Annotated in this window: 14 protein-coding genes; 8 read left to right on the forward strand and 6 right to left on the reverse strand. The window is 64.1% G+C overall.

Annotated features, from left to right (window positions below; genetic code table 11):
- Positions 1-393: 393 nt before the first annotated feature.
- Positions 394-3807 (forward strand): PAS domain S-box protein, encoded by a 3414-nt coding sequence (locus ACH5N8_RS12830; RefSeq protein ID WP_483281589.1) that lies wholly within the window; start codon positions 394-396, stop codon positions 3805-3807.
- Here ACH5N8_RS12830 and ACH5N8_RS12835 read toward each other — a convergent pair.
- Entirely contained in the window at positions 3804-5399 is a 1596-nt protein-coding gene (locus ACH5N8_RS12835) for a CHAD domain-containing protein (protein ID WP_483281590.1), read from the reverse strand. The two genes, ACH5N8_RS12830 and ACH5N8_RS12835, sit on opposite strands and share 4 nt — an antisense overlap.
- A 148-nt stretch (positions 5400-5547) precedes the next feature.
- Here ACH5N8_RS12835 and ACH5N8_RS12840 point away from each other — a divergent pair, with 148 nt between their 5' ends.
- Positions 5548-7704, forward strand: coding sequence for a RelA/SpoT family protein (locus tag ACH5N8_RS12840; protein ID WP_483281591.1), 2157 nt, complete (start codon positions 5548-5550; stop codon positions 7702-7704).
- A 9-nt stretch (positions 7705-7713) separates the two neighbouring features.
- Here the strand turns inward: ACH5N8_RS12840 and ACH5N8_RS12845 are convergent, their stop codons facing one another.
- The 4 genes from ACH5N8_RS12845 to ACH5N8_RS12860 all read right to left on the reverse strand — a co-directional run bounded on the left by ACH5N8_RS12845 (position 7714) and on the right by ACH5N8_RS12860 (position 11097).
- On the reverse strand, positions 7714-8409 hold the full coding sequence (locus tag ACH5N8_RS12845; RefSeq protein WP_483281592.1) for a Dph6-related ATP pyrophosphatase: 696 nt from the start codon (positions 8407-8409) through the stop codon (positions 7714-7716).
- Positions 8406-8927: an ester cyclase gene (locus tag ACH5N8_RS12850; RefSeq protein ID WP_483281593.1), complete on the reverse strand. Its 522-nt coding sequence runs from the start codon at positions 8925-8927 to the stop codon at positions 8406-8408. The genes ACH5N8_RS12845 and ACH5N8_RS12850 overlap by 4 nt, the downstream gene beginning before the upstream one ends.
- Entirely contained in the window at positions 8924-10288 is a 1365-nt protein-coding gene (locus ACH5N8_RS12855) for a catalase (RefSeq protein WP_483281594.1), read from the reverse strand. The genes ACH5N8_RS12850 and ACH5N8_RS12855 overlap by 4 nt, the downstream gene beginning before the upstream one ends.
- Before the next feature lie 380 nt (positions 10289-10668).
- Positions 10669-11097, reverse strand: coding sequence for a DUF1353 domain-containing protein (locus ACH5N8_RS12860; RefSeq protein ID WP_483281595.1), 429 nt, complete (start codon positions 11095-11097; stop codon positions 10669-10671).
- 217 nt (positions 11098-11314) lie between these two features.
- On the opposite strand from ACH5N8_RS12860, the gene secA reads away from it, so the two are divergent.
- The 6 genes from secA to ACH5N8_RS12890 all read left to right on the forward strand — a co-directional run bounded on the left by secA (position 11315) and on the right by ACH5N8_RS12890 (position 20688).
- Positions 11315-14044, forward strand: coding sequence for a preprotein translocase subunit SecA (gene secA, locus ACH5N8_RS12865; RefSeq protein WP_483281596.1), 2730 nt, complete (start codon positions 11315-11317; stop codon positions 14042-14044).
- A 57-nt stretch (positions 14045-14101) separates the two neighbouring features.
- On the forward strand, positions 14102-15043 hold the full coding sequence (gene secF / locus ACH5N8_RS12870) for a protein translocase subunit SecF (protein ID WP_483281597.1): 942 nt from the start codon (positions 14102-14104) through the stop codon (positions 15041-15043).
- Positions 15044-15076: 33 nt separating this feature from the next.
- Positions 15077-16501: a sodium:proton antiporter NhaD gene (gene nhaD / locus ACH5N8_RS12875; protein WP_483281598.1), complete on the forward strand. Its 1425-nt coding sequence runs from the start codon at positions 15077-15079 to the stop codon at positions 16499-16501.
- A 20-nt stretch (positions 16502-16521) separates the two neighbouring features.
- A complete protein-coding gene (locus ACH5N8_RS12880; protein WP_483283194.1) occupies positions 16522-18036 on the forward strand; it encodes a DUF4118 domain-containing protein in 1515 nt (504 codons plus the stop codon).
- A 1-nt stretch (position 18037) separates the two neighbouring features.
- On the forward strand, positions 18038-18727 hold the full coding sequence (locus ACH5N8_RS12885; RefSeq protein WP_483281599.1) for a response regulator: 690 nt from the start codon (positions 18038-18040) through the stop codon (positions 18725-18727).
- A 98-nt stretch (positions 18728-18825) separates the two neighbouring features.
- Positions 18826-20688 carry a potassium transporter Kup gene (locus ACH5N8_RS12890; protein ID WP_483281600.1) on the forward strand — a complete coding sequence of 621 codons (1863 nt, stop codon included), beginning with the start codon at positions 18826-18828 and terminating at the stop codon, positions 20686-20688.
- A 210-nt stretch (positions 20689-20898) separates the two neighbouring features.
- Here the strand turns inward: ACH5N8_RS12890 and metE are convergent, their stop codons facing one another.
- Positions 20899-23208, reverse strand: coding sequence for a 5-methyltetrahydropteroyltriglutamate--homocysteine S-methyltransferase (gene metE / locus ACH5N8_RS12895; protein WP_483281601.1), 2310 nt, complete (start codon positions 23206-23208; stop codon positions 20899-20901).
- Between the last annotated feature and the right edge of the window lie 79 nt (positions 23209-23287).

Here is a 23287-nt window from a genome sequence, read left to right on the forward strand (position 1 = left end):
CCTTCGCCAGGGAATCCGCAGCCTGCCCCCATGCTGCACACCGACGCCCAGTCGGACCCTCTCGTGTCGCTCCCCCCTTCACCGCGGCGGCATGGCATGGCGCGCCAATCCTGACCCTCTCGGCTTCCCCGCCACGGGATTTCGCTCGCGTACAGGTGATGATGGGCTTAACATCCCGACATATTGAATCAAAATGAAATCCGATAAATGGCAAAATGAAAACCGGCGACTGACCTCCCGGTGAATGGCGCAGCCGGCAACGGCGGGATCGCAACAGCCCCCGCGGCCAGGCTCGGCCGGGCACCGAGACAGGCCAATCGCCATCCTTGCCGCCGCTGCATCGGTGTCGTGGCACCCGGCCGCGGGAGAGAAGACGCGATAGAGGTACATAACATGCGCCTGCCCGCTGTCCGGCCCGTCGTTTCCCGGCCACCCGAGCCTTTGGCAAGGAGTGCCCATCTGCGTTTCATCCTGCCTCTGTGCCTGGCGACCCTGACCATCGCCGGCATCGGCACCTTGGCCTACCGGGGACTCTGCGACAGCCTGCGACGGGAAACCTACCGCACCCTGACCGTGATCGCCGAACAGAAACGCCAGCAGATCGAGAAATTCCTCGCCGAGACGGTCAGCGACGCCGAGATGTATTTCTGGGGCAACGCGCAGCTGCCGCTGCTCTTGGGCCAATGGCTGGCCAGCGGACGCCAGCAAGCGCATCTGTTGTCCCGCATGCGCGAGCGTATCGACCGCTATGCTCAAACCCGGGGCTGGGACGGGATCGTGATTCTCGACGCGCAGGGTCAGCCGGTTTTCACGGTCGGCGCGCCTGCCATCACGCCCGATCACCCCGCCATGCGGGACATGCTTGGCCGACCACGGATAGAAACGCTGGGCCTGCACCTGAGCCCGGAGGGCCGCATCGCCTATACGCTGATCGCCCCCATCGGCGAGCCCGGCAAGCCGCTGCTGGGCGTCGGCATCATCACCTGGTTCGCCGAGCGGCGCCTGTTTCCCCTGGTCGAGTCCTGGCCGGTGCCGACCAACAGCGCCGAAACCCTGCTGGTTCGGGCCGAGGGCAACGAGGTCCAATTTCTCTCTCCGCTGCGTCACGAGGCCGAGGCGGCCCTGCGCAAACGCCTGCCCATCGCGGCCGAGCATCTGCCGGCCGCCCTGGCGGCAAGAGGTCATCACGGCATCGTGGAGCAGGCCCGGGATTACCGGAACGTGCCGGTCCTGGCCTACATCACGCCGATCAGCGGCGCGCCCTGGCTGATGATCGCCAAGATGGACCGGGACGAGGCGGAGGCCTATCTGCGCGATACCGCCTGGATCACCGGCATCATCGTGGCGCTGTCACTGCTGCTGGTCTACATGACGACCTACCAGCTGTGGCGGCGGGACCGGCAACGCCGCGAGATCGAGCATCTGCAGGTCCGCGAGGCGGCGGAAGCGCGGTTCCGGATCATGTTCCGGCAGGCGCCGGTGGGCGTGGGCCTGTTCGATCCCGCCAGCGGTCACATCTACGACACCAATCCACGCTTCGCGGAGATCGTCGGGCGCTCGCTTGAGGAACTGCGCGCGCTCGACTGGATGGCGGTCACCCACCCTGACGATACCGTAGCCATCGCGGCAAAGCTGGCGCAGCTGAGCAGCGGCGAGCTGTCCGACTGCCAGCTCAACCGCCGGCTCCTGCGACCGGACGGATCGGTTGTCTGGGTCAGCATGACCGTTGCGCGCCTGGCCCTGGAGATCGGCGACACCCTGCCGTACCTGCTCTGCATGATCGACGACATCACCGAACGGGTGCAGCGGCAGCAGGAAATCGTCCGCCAACGGGAACTCAAGGCCCGCCAGGAAAGCGAACAGCGGCTGGGCGCGATGGTCGCGCAGAGCCTGACCGGCATCATCGAGACCGATCCCACCGGCCGCTTCGTCAAGGTCAACGACCATGTCTGCGCCCTGCTCGGCTATACCCGAGAAGATATGATCGGCAAAACGGCCCGGGACATCACCTACGCCGAGGACTGGGAGGGCAACGAACGGCTGCTCCGGCAACTGTTCGAGGATGGCCAGGCCTTTCTCCTGGAGAAGCGCTATTGCCGCAAGGACGGCAGCCTGATCTGGGTCAACGTCAGCGTTGCCAGGCTGCTCGATGATGAGGGCCAGGTCAGCGGCATGATCGCCCTGGTCGTCGATATCGACGCCCGCAAGCGCCAGGAGGAAACCCTGCGGCTGGCCATCCAGGCGGCGCACATCGGCATCTGGGAATGGAACCTGGTCACCGACCACTTCACCTGGTCGCCGGAGCAGGAGCAGCTGTGGGGCTATGCCCCCGGTGAATTCACCGGCGCCCGGAAAACGTTCACCGACCGCATCCATCCCGACGATCGCGCCCGCCTGGGCGCGTGCATCGAGCAGAGCCGCCGGACGCGGGCGCCCTATGTGCAGGAGTTCCGGCTCGTCTGGCCCGATGGCAGCCTGCACTGGACCGAAGGCCGCGGCGAGTTCTGCTACGACACGAACGGCAAGCCCCTGATGATGCGCGGCACCAGCATCGACATCACGGCCCGCAAGCAGGCGGAGCAGGAACTCCTGGAAAAGAACCGCCAGCTCGGCATCGCCAATGCGGCCAAAACCCGGTTCCTCGGTCACATGAGCCACGAACTCCGCACCCCCCTGAATGGCATCCTCGGGTTCGCGGAGCTCCTGGAACGGGACGCGCCGCGCCCGGATCAACGCGACGCCCTGGGGATGATCCGCGAATCGGGCAAGCACCTGCTGCACATCATCAACGACTTGCTGGATATCGCCGAACTCGAAACCGGCCGCCTGAGCCTGGAGACACAAACCTTCCGCCTGCCGCCGATCCTGGCGCATGTGGCGCTGATCCTGGGCCCGCGGGCGCAGCAGAAGCGGCTCGCGCTGCATATCCCGGCAGCGGCCGCACCGGACGAGGAAATCGTCGGCGACCCGGGCCGCCTGGAACAGATCCTGCTCAAACTGGTCGGCAACGCCATCAAGTTCACCGAGCAGGGCTCGGTCGAGCTGGCAATCCAGTCCATTCCGGGCGATGCGGCCACGCTGCGGCTGCGCATCGAGGTCAGGGATACCGGAACCGGCATGAGTCTGGCGGCCCAGAGCCAGCTGTTCCAGGCTTTCCGGCAGGGCGATGCCAGCCTCGCCCGGCGCCACGGCGGCACCGGCCTGGGGCTGGTCATCGGCAAGCAGCTGGTCGAACTGATGGGGGGAGAGCTGGGCGTCGTCAGCCACGAAGGCATCGGCAGCACCTTCTGGCTGGAAATTCCCTTCCGGCGGGCCCATCCCGATACCGGGCCGGCGACAGCGACCGTGGCGACCGTCACCACCGAACCGACCCGGGCGCCGCTGGACGGCCTGCGGGTGCTGGCCGTCGATGACAATCCCGTCAACCTGCGCATGCTCGAACGGGTACTGCAACTCCAGGGCGCGAGCGTGATGAAGGCCTCGGAGGGGCGGACGGCGCTGGCCACCCTGCGCGAGCGGCCCCGGGACTTCGACGTGGTCCTGATGGATGTCCAGATGCCGGTCCTGGATGGCCTGGCCGCGACGCGCGAAATCCGCAGCAACCCCGATTGGGACGCCCTCCCCGTCATCGCCCTGACGGCCGGCGTGCTGCCCGAGGAGCGTGCCGCGGCGCTGGCGGCCGGCATGAACGACTTCCTCGCCAAGCCGCTGGACATCGAGCGGATGAAGGCGGTGCTGTCGCCCTACGCCGGACGGGCGGCGGCGCGGCCGGCCGACGCGGCTGTCCCGCTGCCCGTGCCCGGTTAGCCCCGCGACGATCCGGCGCCGGGGGTGGCGCAAGGATCGCGCGGCCGAAACAGCTGGCGGAATCGGCGGCGATGGCCGGCGCTGGCGAAATCCTCGAACACGGCGGCGTAACGCGCGCGCAGGCGCTGCCGCTCGTCGAGCAGGCGGGTGATGGTGCCGCCGATCGCCAGCAGGGTGGCGGTGGGCGCGCCCCGCTCGCGGAACCGGTCGGCCAGCTCGCGGAGCCGTTCGACCTGCACGCTGGCATCCTGGAACGCGCCGAGCAGGTTCTGCAGCTTCTTCAGCCATTTCAGGGAGACGGCCAGCCGCTCCGCCGGGTAGAGCCCGGCGAACACTTCCATCTGGTAGCGGAGTTTCTTGGCCGTCTTGCGCAGCTCGTGCAGGGCCTCGGCGGGGCTGTCGGGGGCAATGGCCCGGCCCTCGCGCAGCAGGCGGCGGTAAAGCTTCCAGATGCGCCGGCTGGCCAGCGGCTCGATCGGCTGCCGGGCGGCGGCGGCGACCGGCCGGCGCGGCGGCGGGCGATCCAGGAAGCGGCCCCAGGCGGCCAGGAAGCGTCGGTGCGCGGCCGAGCGCAGGCGGACAGCGAGCCGCTGATGCGCCTTGCACGCCTGTGCCGCCACCGCGTCGCGCAAGGGTCCGAACTGTCCACGCAGTTCGGGCGGCAGCGCTGCGTCGAACGGCTCCAGCGCCAGCAGCATGACATCGAGATCCCGCGATTCGCCGGTGGCCTGGGCCAGGGCGGCAAATCCGCGCCGGAAGCGTTCGACCTGATGCGCCGGCAAGGCGCGGCAGCCGAGCTGGCCGAGCACGGCGCGGGTACGCCGCACGGCAACCCGGAAGTCATGCAGGAACTCGGTATCGGTCTCCGCCAGCACGCCTTCGCTATTGGCCAGCATGACCTCGAGCAGTCCCCGCAGCGCCTGCCGGGCCGCCTGGTCGGACCGCTGGGCGGGGTCGTCCAGCACCCGCATGGGCGGCACGGTGGCCGGCCAGCCCGCGCCGAGCTGACTGACGGCGTCAAGATACAGACCCGGCGCCGGCGTCAGGATCGCCGCCTGTTGCAGGCGCTGGAGCAGCGCGCGGGCCTCGCGCCGCGCGCCCTTGAGCGGGACGATGCGGAGGCGCAGCGGCAGAACCGCCTCGGCGGTGCCGCAGTGCGCGCGCCAGCGCTCCTCGAACAGCAGCACCCGTGCCGCGCCGGTCCCGGCATCGGTCAGCCGCCACTCGGCGCGGGTGCCGGTGAGGGCCAGCTGCGGCAGCAAGGCGCGCAGGCCGATCCGGCGCACCAGCCGGTCGGCGCCCGGCAGCGGGGCCAGGTCGGCGGCCAGCAGATGCTCCGCCGCCCGCACCGCCGCCCGCTGCCAGACCCCCCGCTCATCGGGACAGACCAGGCGGGAACCGGCCCGGCGTCGCTCCAGCCCCAGCCAGAGACCGGCCGCCAGCAGCGCACGGTCGAAGGTGTCCAGCACGACCAGATGCGGGGTGGTCTCGCGGACCGGGCGCAGGCGCTCCGGCTCGGCCAGCAGCGTCCGCCAGCTGCCGGCCGCCAGGCTGGCCGGCAGCTCATACTCACGCGCGTCGGAATCGGACATGGGGCCACCATCGGCAGGCAGGACAAGCCGGGATTCTGCCACAGCCACGGTGGGCCGTCCCTGGCGCTCAACCCCTTCCGCCGTACCGACTTTGGTACTATCAGCCAGGTCATATCCGAGCGGCAGGTGCCGCCCCGTCAGCTGCCGCATGAAGCATTCGAACTATCACGCCGACATTTCCTCCCAGCCCGAAGCCGACCTGCTGGCCCGCCTCACGGCCGGCTATGCGGACGAGGACCGGCAGCGCATTGCCGACGCCCTGAGCCTGGCGCTCGACGCCCGCGACGAGGACGCGCTGACCCGGCCGCGCGGCATCGATGTCGCCCATATCGTGCATCAGCTGCGGGTCGACGCGACCACGGTGATCGTGGCGCTGCTCAGTGACCCCTACATCCGCGACAGCATCGACGCCGGCCTGATCGAGCGCCGCTTCGGCGCCAAGACCGCGGCGCTGGTGCAGAAGGTCAACTGGCTCAACACCTTCGACGAGTACCACAAGGTGGAAAGCAAGCAGCCGGATCAGGCCGAGCTGCTGCGCAGCATGCTGCTGGCGGTGGTCAACGACGTCCGCGCCGTGCTGGTGAAGCTGGCCTACCGCCTGCAGCGCCTGCGGCTGCTGAAGGACAATCCGGATCCGGAACTGCGCCGCAACATCGCCCTGGAAACGCTGGACCTGTTCACGCCGCTGGCCAACCGGCTCGGCGTGGGCCAGCTCAAGTGGGAAATGGAGGACCTCTCGTTCCGCTATCTGGAACCGGAGGAATACAAGCGGCTGGCCAAGTCGCTGGCGGCCAACCGCGCCGCCCGCGAAAGTTTCGTCCAGCACTTCATGAACGAGCTGCGGGAAAAGCTGGAAGCCGCCGGCATCCCCGGCCGGGTCTACGGGCGGCCGAAGCACATCTACAGCATCCACAAGAAGATCGAGCGCAAGGAAATCCCGCTGGAGGAGCTGTATGACCTGCATGCGGTACGGGTGATCGTCAAGGACGTATCCACCTGCTACACGGTGCTGGGCCTGGTCCACAGCGCCTGGCTGCACATTCCCAAGGAATTCGACGACTACATCGCCAACCCCAAGGCCAACGGCTACCAGTCGCTGCACACGGTGGTGGTGGGGCCGGAGGGCCGGCCGGTGGAAATCCAGATCCGCACCGAGGACATGCACAGCTTCGCCGAGTACGGCGTCGCCGCCCACTGGCGCTACAAGGAAGGCAGCAAGCAGGACCAGGCGCTGGACCGCAACGTCAACACCCTGCGGCAGCTGCTGGAAAGCCGCGACGACGAACAGGGCATCCTCGACTCGTTCCGCTCGGAAGTGTTCGAGGACCAGATCTTCGTGCTGACGCCCAAGGGCCAGGTCATCCGCCTGCGCAAGGGCGCCACCCCGGTGGATTTCGCCTACGGCATCCACACCGAGGTCGGCCACCGCTGCCGGGGTGCCAAGGTCAATGGCCGCATGGTGCCGCTGACCTATGTGCTGAAATCGGGCGAGAAGGTCGAGATCCTCACCGCCAAGCACGGCGGCCCCAGCCTCGGCTGGATCGACCCGCACCTGGGCTACATCAGGACGGCCCACGCCCGCAACAAGATCCGCGCCTGGTTCCGCCAGCAGGATCACGAGCGGCACATGAAGGCCGGCAAGCAGATCTTCGACCACGAGCGGCAGCGGCTGGGCATCCGCGAAGCCGACCTGGAACAGCTGGCCCGGCATTTCCACCTGCCGCGCGGCGACGACCTGCTGCTGGCGCTGGGCCGGGCCGATGTCACCGCCATGCAGCTGGCGGCGGCGCTGAAGCCGCAGGACCTGATGCCCCGGCCGGCCAGACCGCCACGGCCGCGACAGGCGCCGGCGCGCGACGAGATCACCATCCAGGGCGTGCGCAACCTGGTCACGCACATGGCCCGCTGCTGCAACCCGCATCCCGGCGATCCCATCATCGGCTTCGTCACCGTGGCGCGCGGCATCGCCATCCACCGTCAGGACTGCGTCAACATCCTGCAACTGCCGCTGGAGAAGCATGGCCGGCTGATGGATGTCGCCTGGGGTTCGGAGCCCGAGGGTTTCCCGGTCGATGTCGAGGTGCGGGCGCTGGACCGCAAGGGTCTGCTCAAGGACATCGCCCACATCCTGAGCGGCGAGCACATCAACATCGTCCACACCCACAGCCTGACCGACCCGCAGGACAACAGCGTGATCATGGAAATCACCTGCGAGGTGACCGACCTCGGCCAGCTCAGCCTGGCGCTGGGCCAGATTGCCAAGGTGCACAACGTGCAGGCGGCGCGCATCGTCACGGCCGCCTGAGCGGGCGGTTCAGCCCGGCGCCGCCCCGGCGACCGGCAGCCAGTCGGTATAGACGAAGCCGTCGCGCCGCAGCGTTTCCCCCCGCCGCATCGCGATCGGCCAGCGAAACATCGGCCCGTCGTAGGCGATGCTGTGAAACTCGCCGTTCTCCCCGCACGGATCGACCGTGGCCGGCAGTTCGTCGAGCAGCGTGGCGTCGTATTCGCGGCCGGCCAGCCGCTCCGGCAGGCGACCGGGGTCCAGGCAGGTCAGCCGGGCCTTCAGTCCACCGGCCAGCATGGTGCGCGCCAGACTGGCCGTGGACCGGCCCCAGAGCGGAAACAGGGCGCGGATGCCGGTGCCGCGCAGGCGCGCCTCGCGGTAGCGCCGCACGTCCTCCAGCAGCAGATCGCCGAAGGCGAAGCCTTCGACCCCCGCCCCCGCGGCGGTCTCCACCAGGGCGGCCATGATGTCGGCATAGCCGGCATCGCTGCAGGGCGAGGGAATCCCGACGATCCGCAGCGGCAGTCCGGCGCTTTCCGCCTGCTGCCGCAACAGCGACACCCTGACGCCGTGCAGGCTGACCCGATCATGCTCCCGGTTCACGGTACAGAACAAACCGTCGACCTGGTAGCGTGGGTCCTGCCGCAGGACGTGCAATGCCCAGGCACTGTCCTTGCCGCTGCTCCAGGCCAGCCAGAGGCGCTGGCCCATCGGCGCGCTCATCCGGCACCGGCGTCCATGCCGTGATCCGGCGGCGCCAGGCCCAGCTGGCGGGCCTGGGCGGCGGCATCCCGCGCGCCCCAGCGCCGGCGGATCCGGCCGTCCTCGATCTCGAACCACTCCATGGCCACCAGTTCGTAGGACCGGCCGGTGGGCGCCTGACCGAAGGCCGGGGCGCGGAAGGTCCCGGTCTCCGTGTACAGCGCGGCGACCAGATTGCCCTCGGCAATCAGGCCGCGGAGGCGCAGGCGCATGCCGTAACCCTCGATCAGCTGGCGCCAGACCGGCTCTACCCACTGGATGCGGCCCCGCCCCAGGACACCCTGGATTTCCGCGTCCTCGTGCAGCAGTTCCTTGAGCGCGGCCAGGTCGCCCCGGTTGAAGGCGTCGACATAGCGGCGGACCACCGCCTTGGCGCCATCCTCGACCGACAGGCCAGCGCCACCGGCGCGGGATGCGTCACTGCCAGACGGGTGCTCGCCCCCCTGCCCGCCCGGTGCCGGCACAGGCCCGCAGCTCATGCCGGCGCTCCCGGCGCCATGTCCAGGGCTCTGGCAACGCCCTCGCCGTAGGCCGGATCGGCCTTCCCGCAGTGGCGGACATGACGCCGCCGGACGGTCTCGTCGACCTCGCGGTGGTTCCAGTGGTCGGCGGCACCTTCGAGAGCCAGCGGCGGCTCGCGCACCTCAGGCTGCTCCCGCCACACGTCATGGCTGTTGGGCTCGTAGCCCGGGGTGCCACCATGGTTGCCGTCCACGCGCATGGCGCCGTCGCGGTGATAGTGGTGCACCGGGCAACGCGGGGCGTTGACGGGAATCTGATGGTGATTGACCCCCAGGCGGTAGCGCTGCGCGTCACCATAGCTGAACAGCCGCCCCTGCAACATGCGGTCGGGCGAGAAGCCGATGCCGGGCACGATGTTGGCCGGGTTGAAGGCCGCCTGCTCGACCTCGGCATGGTAGTTCGCGGGGTTGCGGTCGAGCGTCAGCACGCCGACATCGATCAAGGGGTAGTCGCCGTGCGGCCAGACCTTGGTCAGGTCGAAGGGGTTGTAAGGCAGCGCCGCGGCCTCCCGCTCCGGCATGACCTGCACCTTGAGCGCCCACTGCGGGTACTCGCCGCGCTCGATGGCCTCGTAGAGATCGCGCTGGTGCGACTCGCGGTCGCGGCCGATCAGTGCCGCGGCCTCGGCATCGGTCAGGTGCCGGATGCCCTGGCGACTCTTGAGGTGGAACTTCACCCAGTGGCGCTCGTTCCGCGCGTTGATGAAGCTGAAAGTATGGCCGCCGAAACCGTGCATGTGGCGATAGCTGGCAGGGATGCCACGATCCGACATGACGATGGTGATCTGGTGCAGCGCCTCCGGCAGCAGGGTCCAGAAATCCCAGTTGCTCTGTGCGCGGCGCAGATGGGTGCGCGGGTCGCGCTTGACCGCGTGGTTGAGGTCGGGGAACTTGAGCGGATCGCGCAGGAAGAACACCGGCGTGTTGTTGCCCACCAGATCCCAGTTGCCCTCCTCGGTATAGAACTTGATCGCGAAACCGCGGATGTCGCGCTCGGCATCCGCCGCGCCGCGCTCGCCGGCGACGGTCGAGAAACGGACGAAAACCTCCGTCTGCCTGCCGATCGCGGCAAACAGCTTCGCCCTGGAGTAGCGGCTGATGTCGTGGGTCACGGTGAAGCGGCCATGGGCGCCGGAGCCCTTGGCATGCATGCGCCGCTCGGGGATCACCTCGCGGTCGAAATGCGCCAGCTTCTCCAGGAACCAGACATCCTGCAACAGCATCGGTCCGCGCGGCCCCGCCGTCAGGACATTCTGGTTGTCCGCCACGGGGCAGCCGCTGGCCGTGGTCAGCTTGTTCTTGTTGTTGTTATCGCTCATCGGACATGCTCCTCAGGGTTGGCAGACAGGGGGGTGGCGATGGCGACGGCTTGAGCGGTGCCGGCCGTCAGCGCAAAGGCAGATACACGTCGGTGATCATCATCGCCTCGGTGACGCCGGGGCCGACGTTGACGTAGTGAAAGAAGACCGGAAAGTCGCGCAGTTACTCGCCGCTGGCCGGCAACCATAGGCGATGGAGAAAGTCCGCCGCCACCACATGGTCGCGGGAACCGACGTGTCGGGCGACGGCGCAGCGGCCGCCACGCAGAAATCCGCCCGGTGGTGCTCCGGCGCCACGGCGCGGGGATCGGTGTGATGGATGCCGCAGGTACGATACTGCCCGGGCGGCGGACAATCCGCCAGCGGTCCGCCCGGCCGGGTCACGCCCGGCAGCCCTTGGGCGCCCGCTGGACCGGACGCTGGGCGGCGGGGTCGGCGGCCGGGTCGGCAAACAGGCGGACCCCCTGGTAAACCCACCAGGCGCGCAGCGACCACATGCCATCCTCCAGGCAGATGCGCCGCAGGATGCGGTCGGCCAGCTCGCGCGTCCGCGCCTTGTCCAGATGGCCTTCCCGCATCAGCTGATAGAGCGCGTCATGCACCAGCGAGGCGCGCATGAAGCTGAGGGTGTCGATCGTCGGCCCCGAGGGGCCATCCCAGGCATAGCCCTTGGCAAGGCTGAGCCGGCCGTCGCCGTCGAGCTTCACATAGTCCGTGTCGATCGGCACCACGGGCCGGATCTCGAGGGTAACGGCATAGGGTTCCTTCAGCTGGTACTTGTAACCGCTGTTGTAAGCGATGCACGGCATGCGCACCTCCCCCGGTCGGTGACAGAAAAGAACGCGCCCGGCACGGCGCGTGGCGCGAGTTTGAAACCTGACCCGGATTCCGTCAACGACGTCGCCCCGGATGGGGCGGACTGCCGGCCCATCCCCCGTCACCTCGGGTGGCCGCCGTCTTTATGCGATTTTTATGCGCCGCTGAATAGACTGGAACCACCCCTATATGGCGACCCCGGTATTCAGCATGCTACATGCCCTCATCAAGCGAGTCGTTGGCAGCCGCAACGACCGCATCGTCAACAAGAAACGCAGGATCGTCAAGCGCATCAATGCCCTGGAGGCGGAGTACCGGGGGCTGTCCGACGCCGAGCTGCAGGACAGGACCCAGGTGTTCCGGTCGCGCCTCGCCGAGGGCGAGACGCTGGAGCAGATCCTGCCGGAAGCCTTTGCGACGGTGCGGGAAGCTTCGCGCCGGGTGCTCAACATGCGCCACTTCGACGTGCAGCTGATCGGCGGCATGGTGCTCAACGACGGCAAGATCGCCGAGATGAAGACCGGCGAGGGCAAGACCCTGGTCGCCACCCTGGCCGCCTACCTCAACGCCCTGCCGGGCAAGGGTGTCCACGTGGTCACCGTGAACGACTACCTGGCCCGCCGCGACTCCGAATGGATGGGCCGGATCTACCGCTTTCTCGGCCTCACGGTCGGCTGCATCGTCAGCAACCTCGGCACCGAGGAACGCCGCGCGGCCTACGCCGCCGACATCACCTACGGCACCAACAACGAGTTCGGTTTCGACTACCTGCGGGACAACATGGCCTTCAGCCTGGACCAGCGGGTCCAGCGCGACAAGTTCTTCGCCATCGTCGACGAGGTCGACTCCATCCTCATCGACGAAGCGCGGACGCCGCTGATCATCTCCGGCCCGACCGAGGACCGCAGCGACCTGTACCAGAAGATCCAGGTGCTGATGCCGCGGCTGACCCGGCAGGCGATCGAAGACGGCCCTGGCGACTATTCGGTCGACGAGAAATCGCGCCAGGTGTTTCTGAGCGAAGCCGGGCACGAGCACATCGAGCGGCTGCTGGTCGAGAGCAGCCTGATCCAGCCCCACGAAAGCCTGTACGACGCCGTCAACATCCGCCTGCTGCACTACCTCAACGCCTCGCTGAAGGCCCATGCCCTGTTCCAGCGCGATGTCGACTACATCGTGCGCGACGGCCAGGTCATCATCGTCGACGAATTCACCGGCCGCGCCATGCCCGGCCGCCGCTGGTCGGAGGGGCTGCACCAGGCCGTCGAGGCCAAGGAAGGCGTGGCGGTGCAGAACGAGAACCAGACCCTCGCCTCGATCACCTTCCAGAACTACTTCCGCCTCTACGCCAAGCTGTCCGGCATGACCGGCACGGCCGACACCGAAGCCACCGAGTTCCACCAGATCTACGGCCTGGAAGTCGTCTGCATTCCGCCTAACCGGGCGATGGCGCGCCGGGATCTCGGCGACCTGGTCTACCTGACCGTGCGCGAGAAATACCAGGCCATCGTCGAAGACGTGAAGGACTGCCACCAGCGCGGCCAGCCGGTGCTGGTCGGCACCACCTCGATCGAGAACTCCGAACGCATCTCCCAGCAGCTCACGCAGCAGGGTATCCCGCACCAGGTGCTCAACGCCAAGCATCACGAGCAGGAAGCCCACATCGTCGCCCAGGCCGGCAAGCCCGGCGCCGTCACCATCGCCACCAACATGGCCGGTCGCGGCACCGACATCGTTCTCGGCGGCAGCCTGGAAGAGGATACCGCCGGCTTCGACCCCGGGGACCAGGCGGCCCTGGCCGCCGCCAAGGCCGCCTGGGAAGCCCGGCACCAGCAGGTCACCGCCGCCGGCGGCCTGCACGTCATCGGTTCCGAGCGGCATGAATCGCGGCGTGTCGACAACCAGCTGCGCGGCCGCTCCGGCCGCCAGGGCGACCCCGGCTCCTCGCGCTTCTACCTGTCGCTGGAAGACCCGCTGATGCGCATTTTCGCCTCCGACCGGGTTGCCGCGCTCATGCAGCGACTGGGCATGAAGGACGGCGAATCCATCGAGCATCCCTGGGTCACGCGGGCCATCGAGAATGCCCAGCGCAAGGTCGAATCGCGCAACTTCGACATCCGCAAGCAACTGCTGGAATACGACAACGTCGCCAACGACCAGCGCCGCGTCATCTACCACATGCGCGACCAGCTGATGCAGAGCGACGACATCTCGGCCACCATCGACGCCGCCCGTGGCGACAGCGTGGCCCAGCTGTTCACCCAGTTCATCCCGCCGCAGACGCTGGAGGAACAGTGGGACGTCAAGGGCCTGGAAGAGGCGCTGGAGCGCGACATCGGCGTCCGCCTGCCGGTCCAGCAATGGCTGGACGACGACGCCCGGCTCGACGAGGACCGCCTGCGCGAGCGCCTGGTCGAGCATCTGGGACGGCTCTACCGCGACAAGGCCGACGCCATCGGCCCCAAGGTCATGCGGCACTTCGAGAAGACCGTGATGCTGCAGGTGCTGGACGACTCCTGGAAGGAGCACCTGGCGGCCATGGATCACCTGCGCCAGGGCATCCACCTGCGCGGCTACGCCCAGAAGGACCCCAAGCAGGAATACAAGAAGGAAGCCTTCGAGATGTTCACCTCCATGCTCGACGGCATCAAGCATGAAGTCATCGGCATCGTCTCCAAGGTACAGGTGCGCTCCGACGAGGACGTGAACCAGATGGAGGAGCAGAACCGCGCGCCGCAGCAGTTCGAGTACCAGCATGCCGAGGTCAGCGCCCTCGGCGAGGCGGCGGCGGAGGCGGCCGACGACGCCGACACCGGCGAACCCGCCGCCCCCCCGGCGGCGCGCCCGTTTGTCCGCGACAGCGCCAAGGTCGGCCGCAACGACCCCTGCCCCTGCGGCTCCGGCAGAAAATTCAAAAATTGCCACGGCCGACTCAGCTGACTTGAGGCGACACACCTCAAGCAGCACGGCATCACCCAGCTTTCCGAGGAGAGTCTTATGAAGGGATCAAGCCATAATATCAGCTACAGAATTGACTTCATGAAAATGCGCCTGCTATGGGTTGGCATTTCCGTCGTGCTCAGTGTGGCAGCCATTATCTCGTTGGCCGCCAAAGGTTTGCATTACTCAGTGGACTTCACGGGCGGCACGGTAGTGGAAACCTCGTTTAAGGAGGCGGCTGACATTCATGATATTCGGTTACGGCTGGAGAGAGCGGGCTTTATCAAGCCCGTCGCCCAGACATTCGGCAGCTCGCGTCAGGTTCTGATTCGTTTGGCACCCGCAAAAGATCTCACGAATATAGAGCTCAAGAATAAGATCATGCATGCCATCAACGATGACGCCTCCAACCAGGCCGACATGACCCGCATCGAGTTTGTCGGACCACAAGTCGGTGAGGACCTGGCCGAGGGCGCCGTGCTCGCGATGATCATGGCCACGATAGGCATTCTTATATATGTTGCCTGGCGATTCGAATGGCGATTCTCATTGGGAGCCATCTTGGCAACCTTGCATGACATCATCATGATTGTAGGGTTCTTTTCCTTTTTCGACTGGGAATTCGACCTGACCGTTCTGGCAGCCGTGTTGGCCATCATGGGATACTCACTGAATGACACAATCGTCGTTTTCGACAGGATACGGGAAAACTTCAGGAAGGTCCGTCGCGCAGACACGATCCAGGTCGTGAATCTGTCAATCAACGAAACCCTCAGCAGGACCCTGATGACATCCTTTCTAACCTTGCTGACCGTTCTGGCAATGGCCCTATGGGGAGGACAGGCCCTGCATTATTTCTCGCTTGCCTTGATTATTGGCATCGTCGTTGGAACCTACTCTTCGATATATGTTGCAAGCGCGCTGACTGTCTGGCTTGGTATTAGCCGGGCAGACATGCTGGTATCCGAAAACGACAGCACCACAGACAATAGGCCTTGACCAGACACCACCCCCGAGGTTCCAGAGGTTCAAATGGCTTCCATCAAATGGATATTGGCGTTGCCAATCGGCCTCCTGCCTACCATCAGCCTTGGTGACTTTCCCGATTCGAACGTGCACCTTGACCTCACGCATACTTGGGCTGGATATTTTGCACTGACTACCATCACACTGGCCTACATCTTCGCCATGCTTGAGGATGTGACATACCTACGGAAGTCCAAGCCCATGCTGCTGGGAGCCTCCATGATATGGATAGCCATTCTTGTCACCTATCGCCAGCATGGGGGCACCCACATTGCCGTCAAAGCATTCGAGGAGAACCTGCTTGCCTACATGGAATTGCTGCTGTTCATCATGGTGTCAATGACATACCTGAACGCCATGGAAGACATGAAGGTTTTTGACGCCTTGCGCATCAGGTTGGTGCAGCTTGATCTGAGCTACAGGGCCTTGTTCTGGGTTACCGGGATACTTATATTCCTGATCTCAAGCGTCATAAATGGCTTGACCGCAGGACTCTTGATGGGTGCAGTCATTGTCGCAGTAGGCAGGGATAATCCAACATTCGTTTCTCTGGCCTGCATCAATGTCGTGGTCGCCTGCAATGCTGGTGGCTCCTTCAGCCCCCTGGGCGGCATCTCAACGCTGTTTGTATGGCAAGGCAACGTCTTGAAGTTCACACAATTCCTGACCCTGTTCTTGCCCTGCCTGATCAACTTTCTTATCCCTGCCGCCCTTATGAGCATGGCTGTCCCTCCAGGCAAGCCCGATATATCTATTGAGCATATCGAGCTACCCCGAGGCACAAAACGGATCATCTCGCTATTTGGCCTGACGATCGCACTGACCGTCATCTTCAATATGGCTCCCGAACTACCGCCGGTTGCCGGCATGATGGCCGGATTTTCGCTATTGCAGTTTTTCGAGTTCTACCTGATGAAGACCGCCCACCAGGAACTGGGGGATATGCCGAATATCACGACAGAATTCCTGGAAGAGGAGCAACGCAAGCGCAGTTATGCCATCTTCGAAAAGGCAGGTCGCCTGGAGTGGGATACATTGCTGTTTTTTTACGGTGCCATGATGGGCATTGGGGGACTCGGCTTCATTGGCTATCTTGATATGGCTTCAAGCTGGCTCTATGGGCAGCATAGCGCCACTTTGGCCAATATCCTGATTGGCCTCTCATCCGCCTTCGTTGACAATGGAACACTGATGTTCGCGGTGTTATCGATGCGCCCGGATTTGTCGCAAGGACAATGGCTGCTGGTCACCCTTAACCTGGGTGTCGGTGGCAGTCTGCTGGCCATTGGCTCAGCTCCCGGCATAGGGCTCTTGGGCCTGAGCAAAGGCAAGTACACTTTCGCCAGCCACATGAAGTGGTGCCCGGCCATACTCCTCGGCTACCTTGCCGCCATAGGCACGCATCTCCTGGTGAACGCCAGATACTTCTGATGGGGACCTTGCAAAGCTGGATGGGCAGGGTTGCCCCATACGCCTGGGGATTGGCGTCCCCCCTTATCTGTACGCTGGTCAGCTGGCCCTTTGGAAGCCTCTTGGGATCGGCCAGCATTCTTCTGATCTACTTGCTAGGCGTTTTTCTGGTGGCCAGCCGCTTTGGACGTGGCCCTTCGATTGTCGCATCTTTGCTAAGTGCGCCTGCTTTCGCCTTCTTCTATGCCCCACCCATTTTTTCACTCGTGATGACCGACCTGAAGAACATCACGGGACTTGGCATCATGTTGATCGTGGCAAACGTGACGAGCAACTTGGTCGAGAAACTGAGGATCCAGGCAGAAGCGTCTGCCAAACGCGAACATTGGTCTTCCGCGCTCTATCGCTTCAGCGTGGCCCTCTCTGAGGCAGGCACCCGGGAAGAGGCAGCCAGGATTGCAATCAAGCACATAGAAGAGGAATTTCATAGCCGTTCCGCGGTATTCCTGACGGAAGTTACCGGAGACCCCATTAAACAAGTGATTCACGCAGACAACCCTACCGATGACTTCCTGGATTCCACCCTAGCGGAAAGCCTGGTTGATCTTCCCCCTCATTCATGCGCACACGTCACCAGCAGCGTGGATGCCCGTCGAATCGTCCTGAACGCTCCGTCTGGAGTCGTTGGCGTCCTGATCATGGCTCCCGAATTCATCATGCCCTTGGCGAAGTCCGAAGAGCTCAATTTCTTCGAAGTCTTTACCAATCTGATTAGCCAGACCCTGGAGCGCATCAGGTTATCCGAGCAGGCAAAGACAGCATCGCTGCAGGCGGAATCGGAGATTTTGCGGAACTCTCTGCTCAGCGCCATATCCCATGACTTGCGGACCCCACTGACACGGATTGTTGGTTCAGCCAGCGCCTTGGCGGAGCAGGATGCTCAGCTAACACCTGAGGCACGGAAGGAATTCACATCCGCGATCCAGGATGAGGCCCAGCATATGGCAGACCTCATGACCAAGATTCTGAACATGGCGCGCCTGACGACAGGAAGGCTGGCCCTGCACAAGGAGTGGAATACCCTCGAAGAAATTATCGGCAGCACACTGACGCGCCTGGAGATTCCGTTACAGGACAGAAATATATCGATTGAGATACCCAGAGATATTCCCATGTTGCTTGTTGACGCCGTACTGATACAGCAGGTGCTCATAAATCTGCTCGAAAATGCGATTAAATATACACCGGAAGCTGTCGGAATCACGATTTCAGCAGAGCGAATTGGAGCTAAGATCAAACTCCACATCATCGACTCCGGCGCAGGCATCCCTCTTGAACAGCAGGCCAGGTTGTTTGAAAAGTTCCACCGTCTCGCGCCTGAAAGCGCACTCAGCGGAGTCGGCCTGGGGCTCGCGTTATGCCGCTCCATCATGGAGGCGCACGGGGGTTCCATTTATCTCAGCAACCCCACGCAAGGGGGGAGCGACTTCGTTCTGGAGCTGCCACTGCCGGAACCACCTTCGATTCAGGACATCAACGAAAGAGCCATGACCTAGCATGGCTGAGTGCAGCAAGCTGATTCTGCTGATCGAAGATGACAGCCAAACCCGACGGATTCTAAAAAGCTGCTTGGTCAACCATGGCTGGCAAGTTGCCGAGTCGGCCGATGGAGCGACAGGGCTTGCAGACGTTGACAGACTCCACCCCGATCTTGTAATACTGGATCTTGGACTGCCAGACATGGACGGTGTATCGCTCATCAAAAGACTACGCCCAACCATCGATATACCGATATTGGTTTTGTCGGCCCGTATCCAGGAGCAACAGAAGGTCGAGGCCTTGAATGCCGGTGCCGATGATTACCTAACCAAACCGTTTGGGGTCAGCGAACTAAAAGCCCGCCTTCAGGCATTGCTGCGTCGCATGAACGAGATAAGGCAAACACGCAGAACATTGAGACTTGGGAACCTTTTTGTAGATTTGACGCTACGCAGGGTGGTCAAGGATGGGCAGGAAATCCATCTGACACCCATCGAGTATCGCCTCTTTGAACTACTGCTGAAAAATGCAGGTGCAGTCTTGACACACCGTCAAATTCTCCATGAGGTCTGGGGACCCGAGCATGTCGACGACCTGCATTATCTGCGCATCTACATGGGCCAGCTGCGGCATAAACTTGAATCCGACCCAACCAGACCCAAGCACCTCATAACCGATGTCGGGATAGGATACCGATGGATAGACTGAGGGGGGACAACACTCGGCTAGGAAAACCAGGCCCATCCGGCCAACGTAGTGCCAACTGAAATTGGCATCGGCTCTCTCCGCCCTCTCTGAATCACTCCATGGCTCATGATAAAAAATCTGGCAGCATGATTGTTGCTGCCATAGGTGTCGTGTTTGGCGATATCGGGACAAGCCCGCTCTATACCTTCAAAGAGTGCTTCTCCGGTGAGCATGCCGTACCAGCCAGCCCGAGCAATGTTCTGGGTATCCTGTCCTTGATTTTCTGGTCCATTCTGATCGTTATTTCACTCAAGTACGTTGTCTTCATCATGAAGGCGGACAACAAAGGTGAGGGAGGGATCATGGCCATGACCTCGCTCATGATGCAAAAGGCCAGACTCAACCCAAAAATCAGGTACTTACTTGTCCTGCTGGGACTGGTCGGCGCCTCACTTTTTTATGGGGATGGGATCATAACCCCGGCCATCTCCGTACTCAGCGCCGTGGAGGGGCTTGAAGTCCTCAAGCCAGGCCTGCATGACTACATCATCCCCATCGCCGTGGTAGTATTGATAGTGCTCTTTCGCGCCCAAAGCCACGGCACGGAAAAAGTGGGGGGACTTTTTGGCCCCATCATGGTTCTATGGTTTATCTGTATCGCGATGCTTGGCCTGAAAAGCCTGCTATCAACACCTATCGTATTGCAGGCAACAAACCCGCTGCATGGCATCAGGTTTTTCCTCGATAATGGCTGGCGTGCGGCCCTGACGCTGGGCGCCGTCGTTCTCTCCGTCACGGGAGGCGAGGCACTTTACGCCGATATGGGGCATTTTGGCCGCACCCCGATCCGGAAGGCCTGGTTTCTCCTGGCATTACCCGCACTCCTCTTGAATTATTTTGGACAAGCAGCCTTGCTGATACGGGATGGCACAGCCATTCACAATCCATTTTATCTGACAGTACCTACGCCATGGCTATCCTTCATGATCGTGCTGGCGACACTCGCCACGGTAATCGCATCACAAGCCGTCATATCCGGTGCTTTTTCTCTTACTGCACAGGCGATTCAACTGGGCTTCTGCCCCCGCCTGGCCATTCGACAGACTTCAGAAGGTGAAAAGGGACAAGTTTACCTGCCCGTCATCAACGGAGCCTTGATGCTCGGTGTTGTCGGATTGATCCTTACCATGCAGTCCTCCTCGAACCTGGCTGCGGCTTATGGCATAGCCGTAACGGGTACCATGTCCATCGATACGATACTCGCCTTTGTTGTGGCCACCAGCATCTGGCGATGGAACCCGATATTAAGCGCACTCGTCGCGCTCGGCTTTCTTGCCATAGACCTGGCCTTCTTCACCGCAAATGTACCCAAGATACCTGACGGCGGCTGGTTTCCTTTGATCATTGGCAGCTTGGTGTTTGTCGTCATGAGCACATGGAAATCGGGGCGAGCCATCTTGCAGGAAAAGCTGCAAGAGATGGCCATGCCCATGGAAAGCCTGCATCAATTGCTCCAGGATAACCCACCGGTCCGAGTCAAGGGCACGGCCGTCTTCCTGACCACCAATCATGCAGGAATACCCCTTTCCCTGCAGTCCAACCTCCGCCACAACCATGCGATGCACGAGAATGTGATCATTCTCAGCGTCTTGACCGAGCCGATCCCCAGAGTGCCCCCCGAGAAGCGGAGGGTGGTGGTCAACCTGGCTGAATCGATATTTCGAATCACCCTCCACTATGGCTTTGCCGAATCGCCCAATATTCCCAAAGCGCTCAGATCAAGCAGTCGCGCCATTGATGTCGACCCGGCCGACACCTTTTACTTCCTCAGTCGAGAAAGCTTGATTTGTCAATCCAGCAAGATGGCGGCCTGGCGCATGAAGCTTTTCACGATCATGGCCCGCAACGCAGGCTCCGCTGCCCGCTATTTTGGCATCCCGTCAGAGAAGGTCGTCGAGCTTGGCATGCAAGTCATCATTTGAGCGCGCCTGTGTTGGTGTCCTAGGCCTGGACGCAAACCATGGGGGTCGCGCGCGCACCCTATCTTTTACCTTTTCAGGTTTGAACCGACATCTTCCGCTTGCTTGCCGATGCTCCGTCCATAGATAAAGGGGACACTTTCCAGGCATTCCTTGCCGGATATGGCCCGGGGAGCCGCCAGCGCCGCTCCCCGGCCTGGATCGGGCATCCGTCTAGTACACGGTGGCGGTAGCGCATTCCCGCGCGCTCGCCTGCGCATCCGCCGCCATCCGCTGGCGCATCCCTTCGGCAGCGGCAACCATGCGGGCCAGGCCCTCCCTTACCTCCGGCCAGTCGCGGGTCTTGAGGCCGCAATCCGGGTTGACCCACAGCCGTTCGGCGGGAATCGCCGCGCTGGCCTTTTCCAGCAATGCCCGCATCGCCTCGACGGTCGGCACCCGGGGCGAATGGATGTCGTAGACGCCGGGACCGATGTCGTTCGGGTAACGGAAACCCTGGAAGGTTTCCAGCAGCTCCATGCCGGAGCGGGCGGTCTCGATGGTGATGACGTCCGCGTCCAGATCGGCGATGGCCTGCAGGATGTCGCCGAATTCCGCGTAGCACATGTGGGTATGGATCTGGGTATCGTCGCCGACGCCGCTGGCGGCCAGCCGGAACGCGCGCACCGCCCAGTCGAGGTACGCGGGCCAGTCCTGCCGCCGCAGTGGCAGACCCTCGCGGAAGGCTGGCTCGTCGATCTGGATGATGGCGATGCCGGCCCGCTCGAGATCGTCCACCTCGTCGCGGATGGCCAGGGCGATCTGCCATGCGGTCTGCGACCGGGGCTGGTCGTCGCGGACAAAGGACCATTGCAGCAGGGTCACCGGGCCGGTCAGCATGGCCTTGACCGGCTTGCGGGTCTGCCGCTGGGCGTAGCCGATCCACTCCACGGTCATGGGCCGGGGCCGGGTCACCTCGCCGTAGAGGATGGGTGGCTTGACGCAGCGGGACCCATAGCTCTGCACCCAGCCCTGACGGGTGAAGGCGAAGCCGTTCAGCTGCTCGCCGAAGTATTCCACCATGTCGTTGCGCTCGGCCTCGCCGTGCACCAGCACATCCAGCCCCAGCGCCTCCTGCTCGCGCACGGCCTCGCGGATGGCCTGGCGCATGGCCTCGCGATAGGCGACCTCGTTCAGCTCGCCCCGGCGATGCTCGGCACGGGTCTTGCGGATGACCGAGGTCTGCGGAAACGAGCCGATGGTGGTGGTGGGAAAGCCCGGCAGCCGCAGCCGCGCCCGTTGCAGGGCGATACGCTCCGGAAATGACGCGTGGCGCTGGAAATCGGCCGGCCCCAGGGCCTGCAGGCGGGCGCGGAGCCGCGGGTCGTGCAGGCGGGGCGAGGCGGCGCGCTGCCATACGGCCCGGTCCGCTGCCGCCAGTTCGCCGGCAATGGCCCGGGCGCCGAGGCGCAGGCCCTTGTCCAGCGTCGCCAGTTCCTCCAGCTTCTGCACGGCGAAGGCAAGCCAACCCCTGAGTTCCGGGTCCAGTTCGGTTTCCTGATCCAGATCGACCGGGACATGCAGCAGCGAACAGCTCGGCGCGAGCCACAGCCGCTCGCCGAGGACCGCCCGCGCCTGCTCGGCCCGCGCCAGCAGGCGGCGAATGTCCGCGCGCCAGACATTGCGCCCGTCGATCAGGCCCAGCGAGAGCACCTTGTCCGCCGGGTAGCCGTCCAGGAACGCGTCCACCTGCTCGGGGGCCCGGGCCGCATCGAGGTGCAGCCCCGCCACCGGCAACCTGTCGAGCCAGTCCCGGTGCCGGGCCACCGAGCCGAAGTAGGTGGCCAGCAGGATCCGCGGCCCGTCGGCCAGGCTTTCGTAGGCGGTCCGGCAGGCGGCCAGCCAGGCTGGCGGCAGGTCCAGCACCAGCGCGGGCTCGTCCATCTGTACCCATTGCACACCCCGGGCCTTGAGACGCGCGAGGATGTCGGCGTAGACCGGCAGCAGGCGGGGCAGCAGTTCCAGCCGGTCGAAGCCGGCCTCACGCGACTTGCCCAGGTAGAGATAGGTCAGGGGCCCGATGAGCACCGGCTTGGGGTTGAGCCGGAGTGCGAGGGCTTCGTCGACCGCCTCGAACAGCCATCCGGTGCCTGGCCGGAGCGGCATCCGCCGATGAAATTCCGGGACCAGGTAGTGGTAGTTGGTATCGAACCACTTGGTCATCTCCAGCGCCGGCTGGGACGGGTTGCCACGGGCCAGCTGGAAATAGCGCGCCAGATCGAGCGCCTCGTCGCCGAAGCCGAAGCGTTCCGGAATGGCCCCCAGCAGCGCCGTCATGTCGAGCATCTGGTCATAGAAGGTGAAATCGCCGACCGGCACCAGATCCAGGCCGGCTTGCAGCCGCCAGTGCCGTTCGCGCAGCTGGCGACCGCAGGCGGCCAAGGCGCTGCCATCCAGCCGGCCTGACCAGTGGGCCTCCAGCGCCTGCTTCAGTTCACGGCCGACGCCGATGCGGGGAAATCCCAGGGAATGTGTCACGCTCATGGATTCCGACTCCTGTCATGATGGGGAGCGGCATGATCGGTGGCCAGGGTTTATTATTCAAGCTCAATGTTTTCATGAC

It is taken from the genome of Methyloparacoccus sp. NF-16 (genome assembly GCF_056880625.1).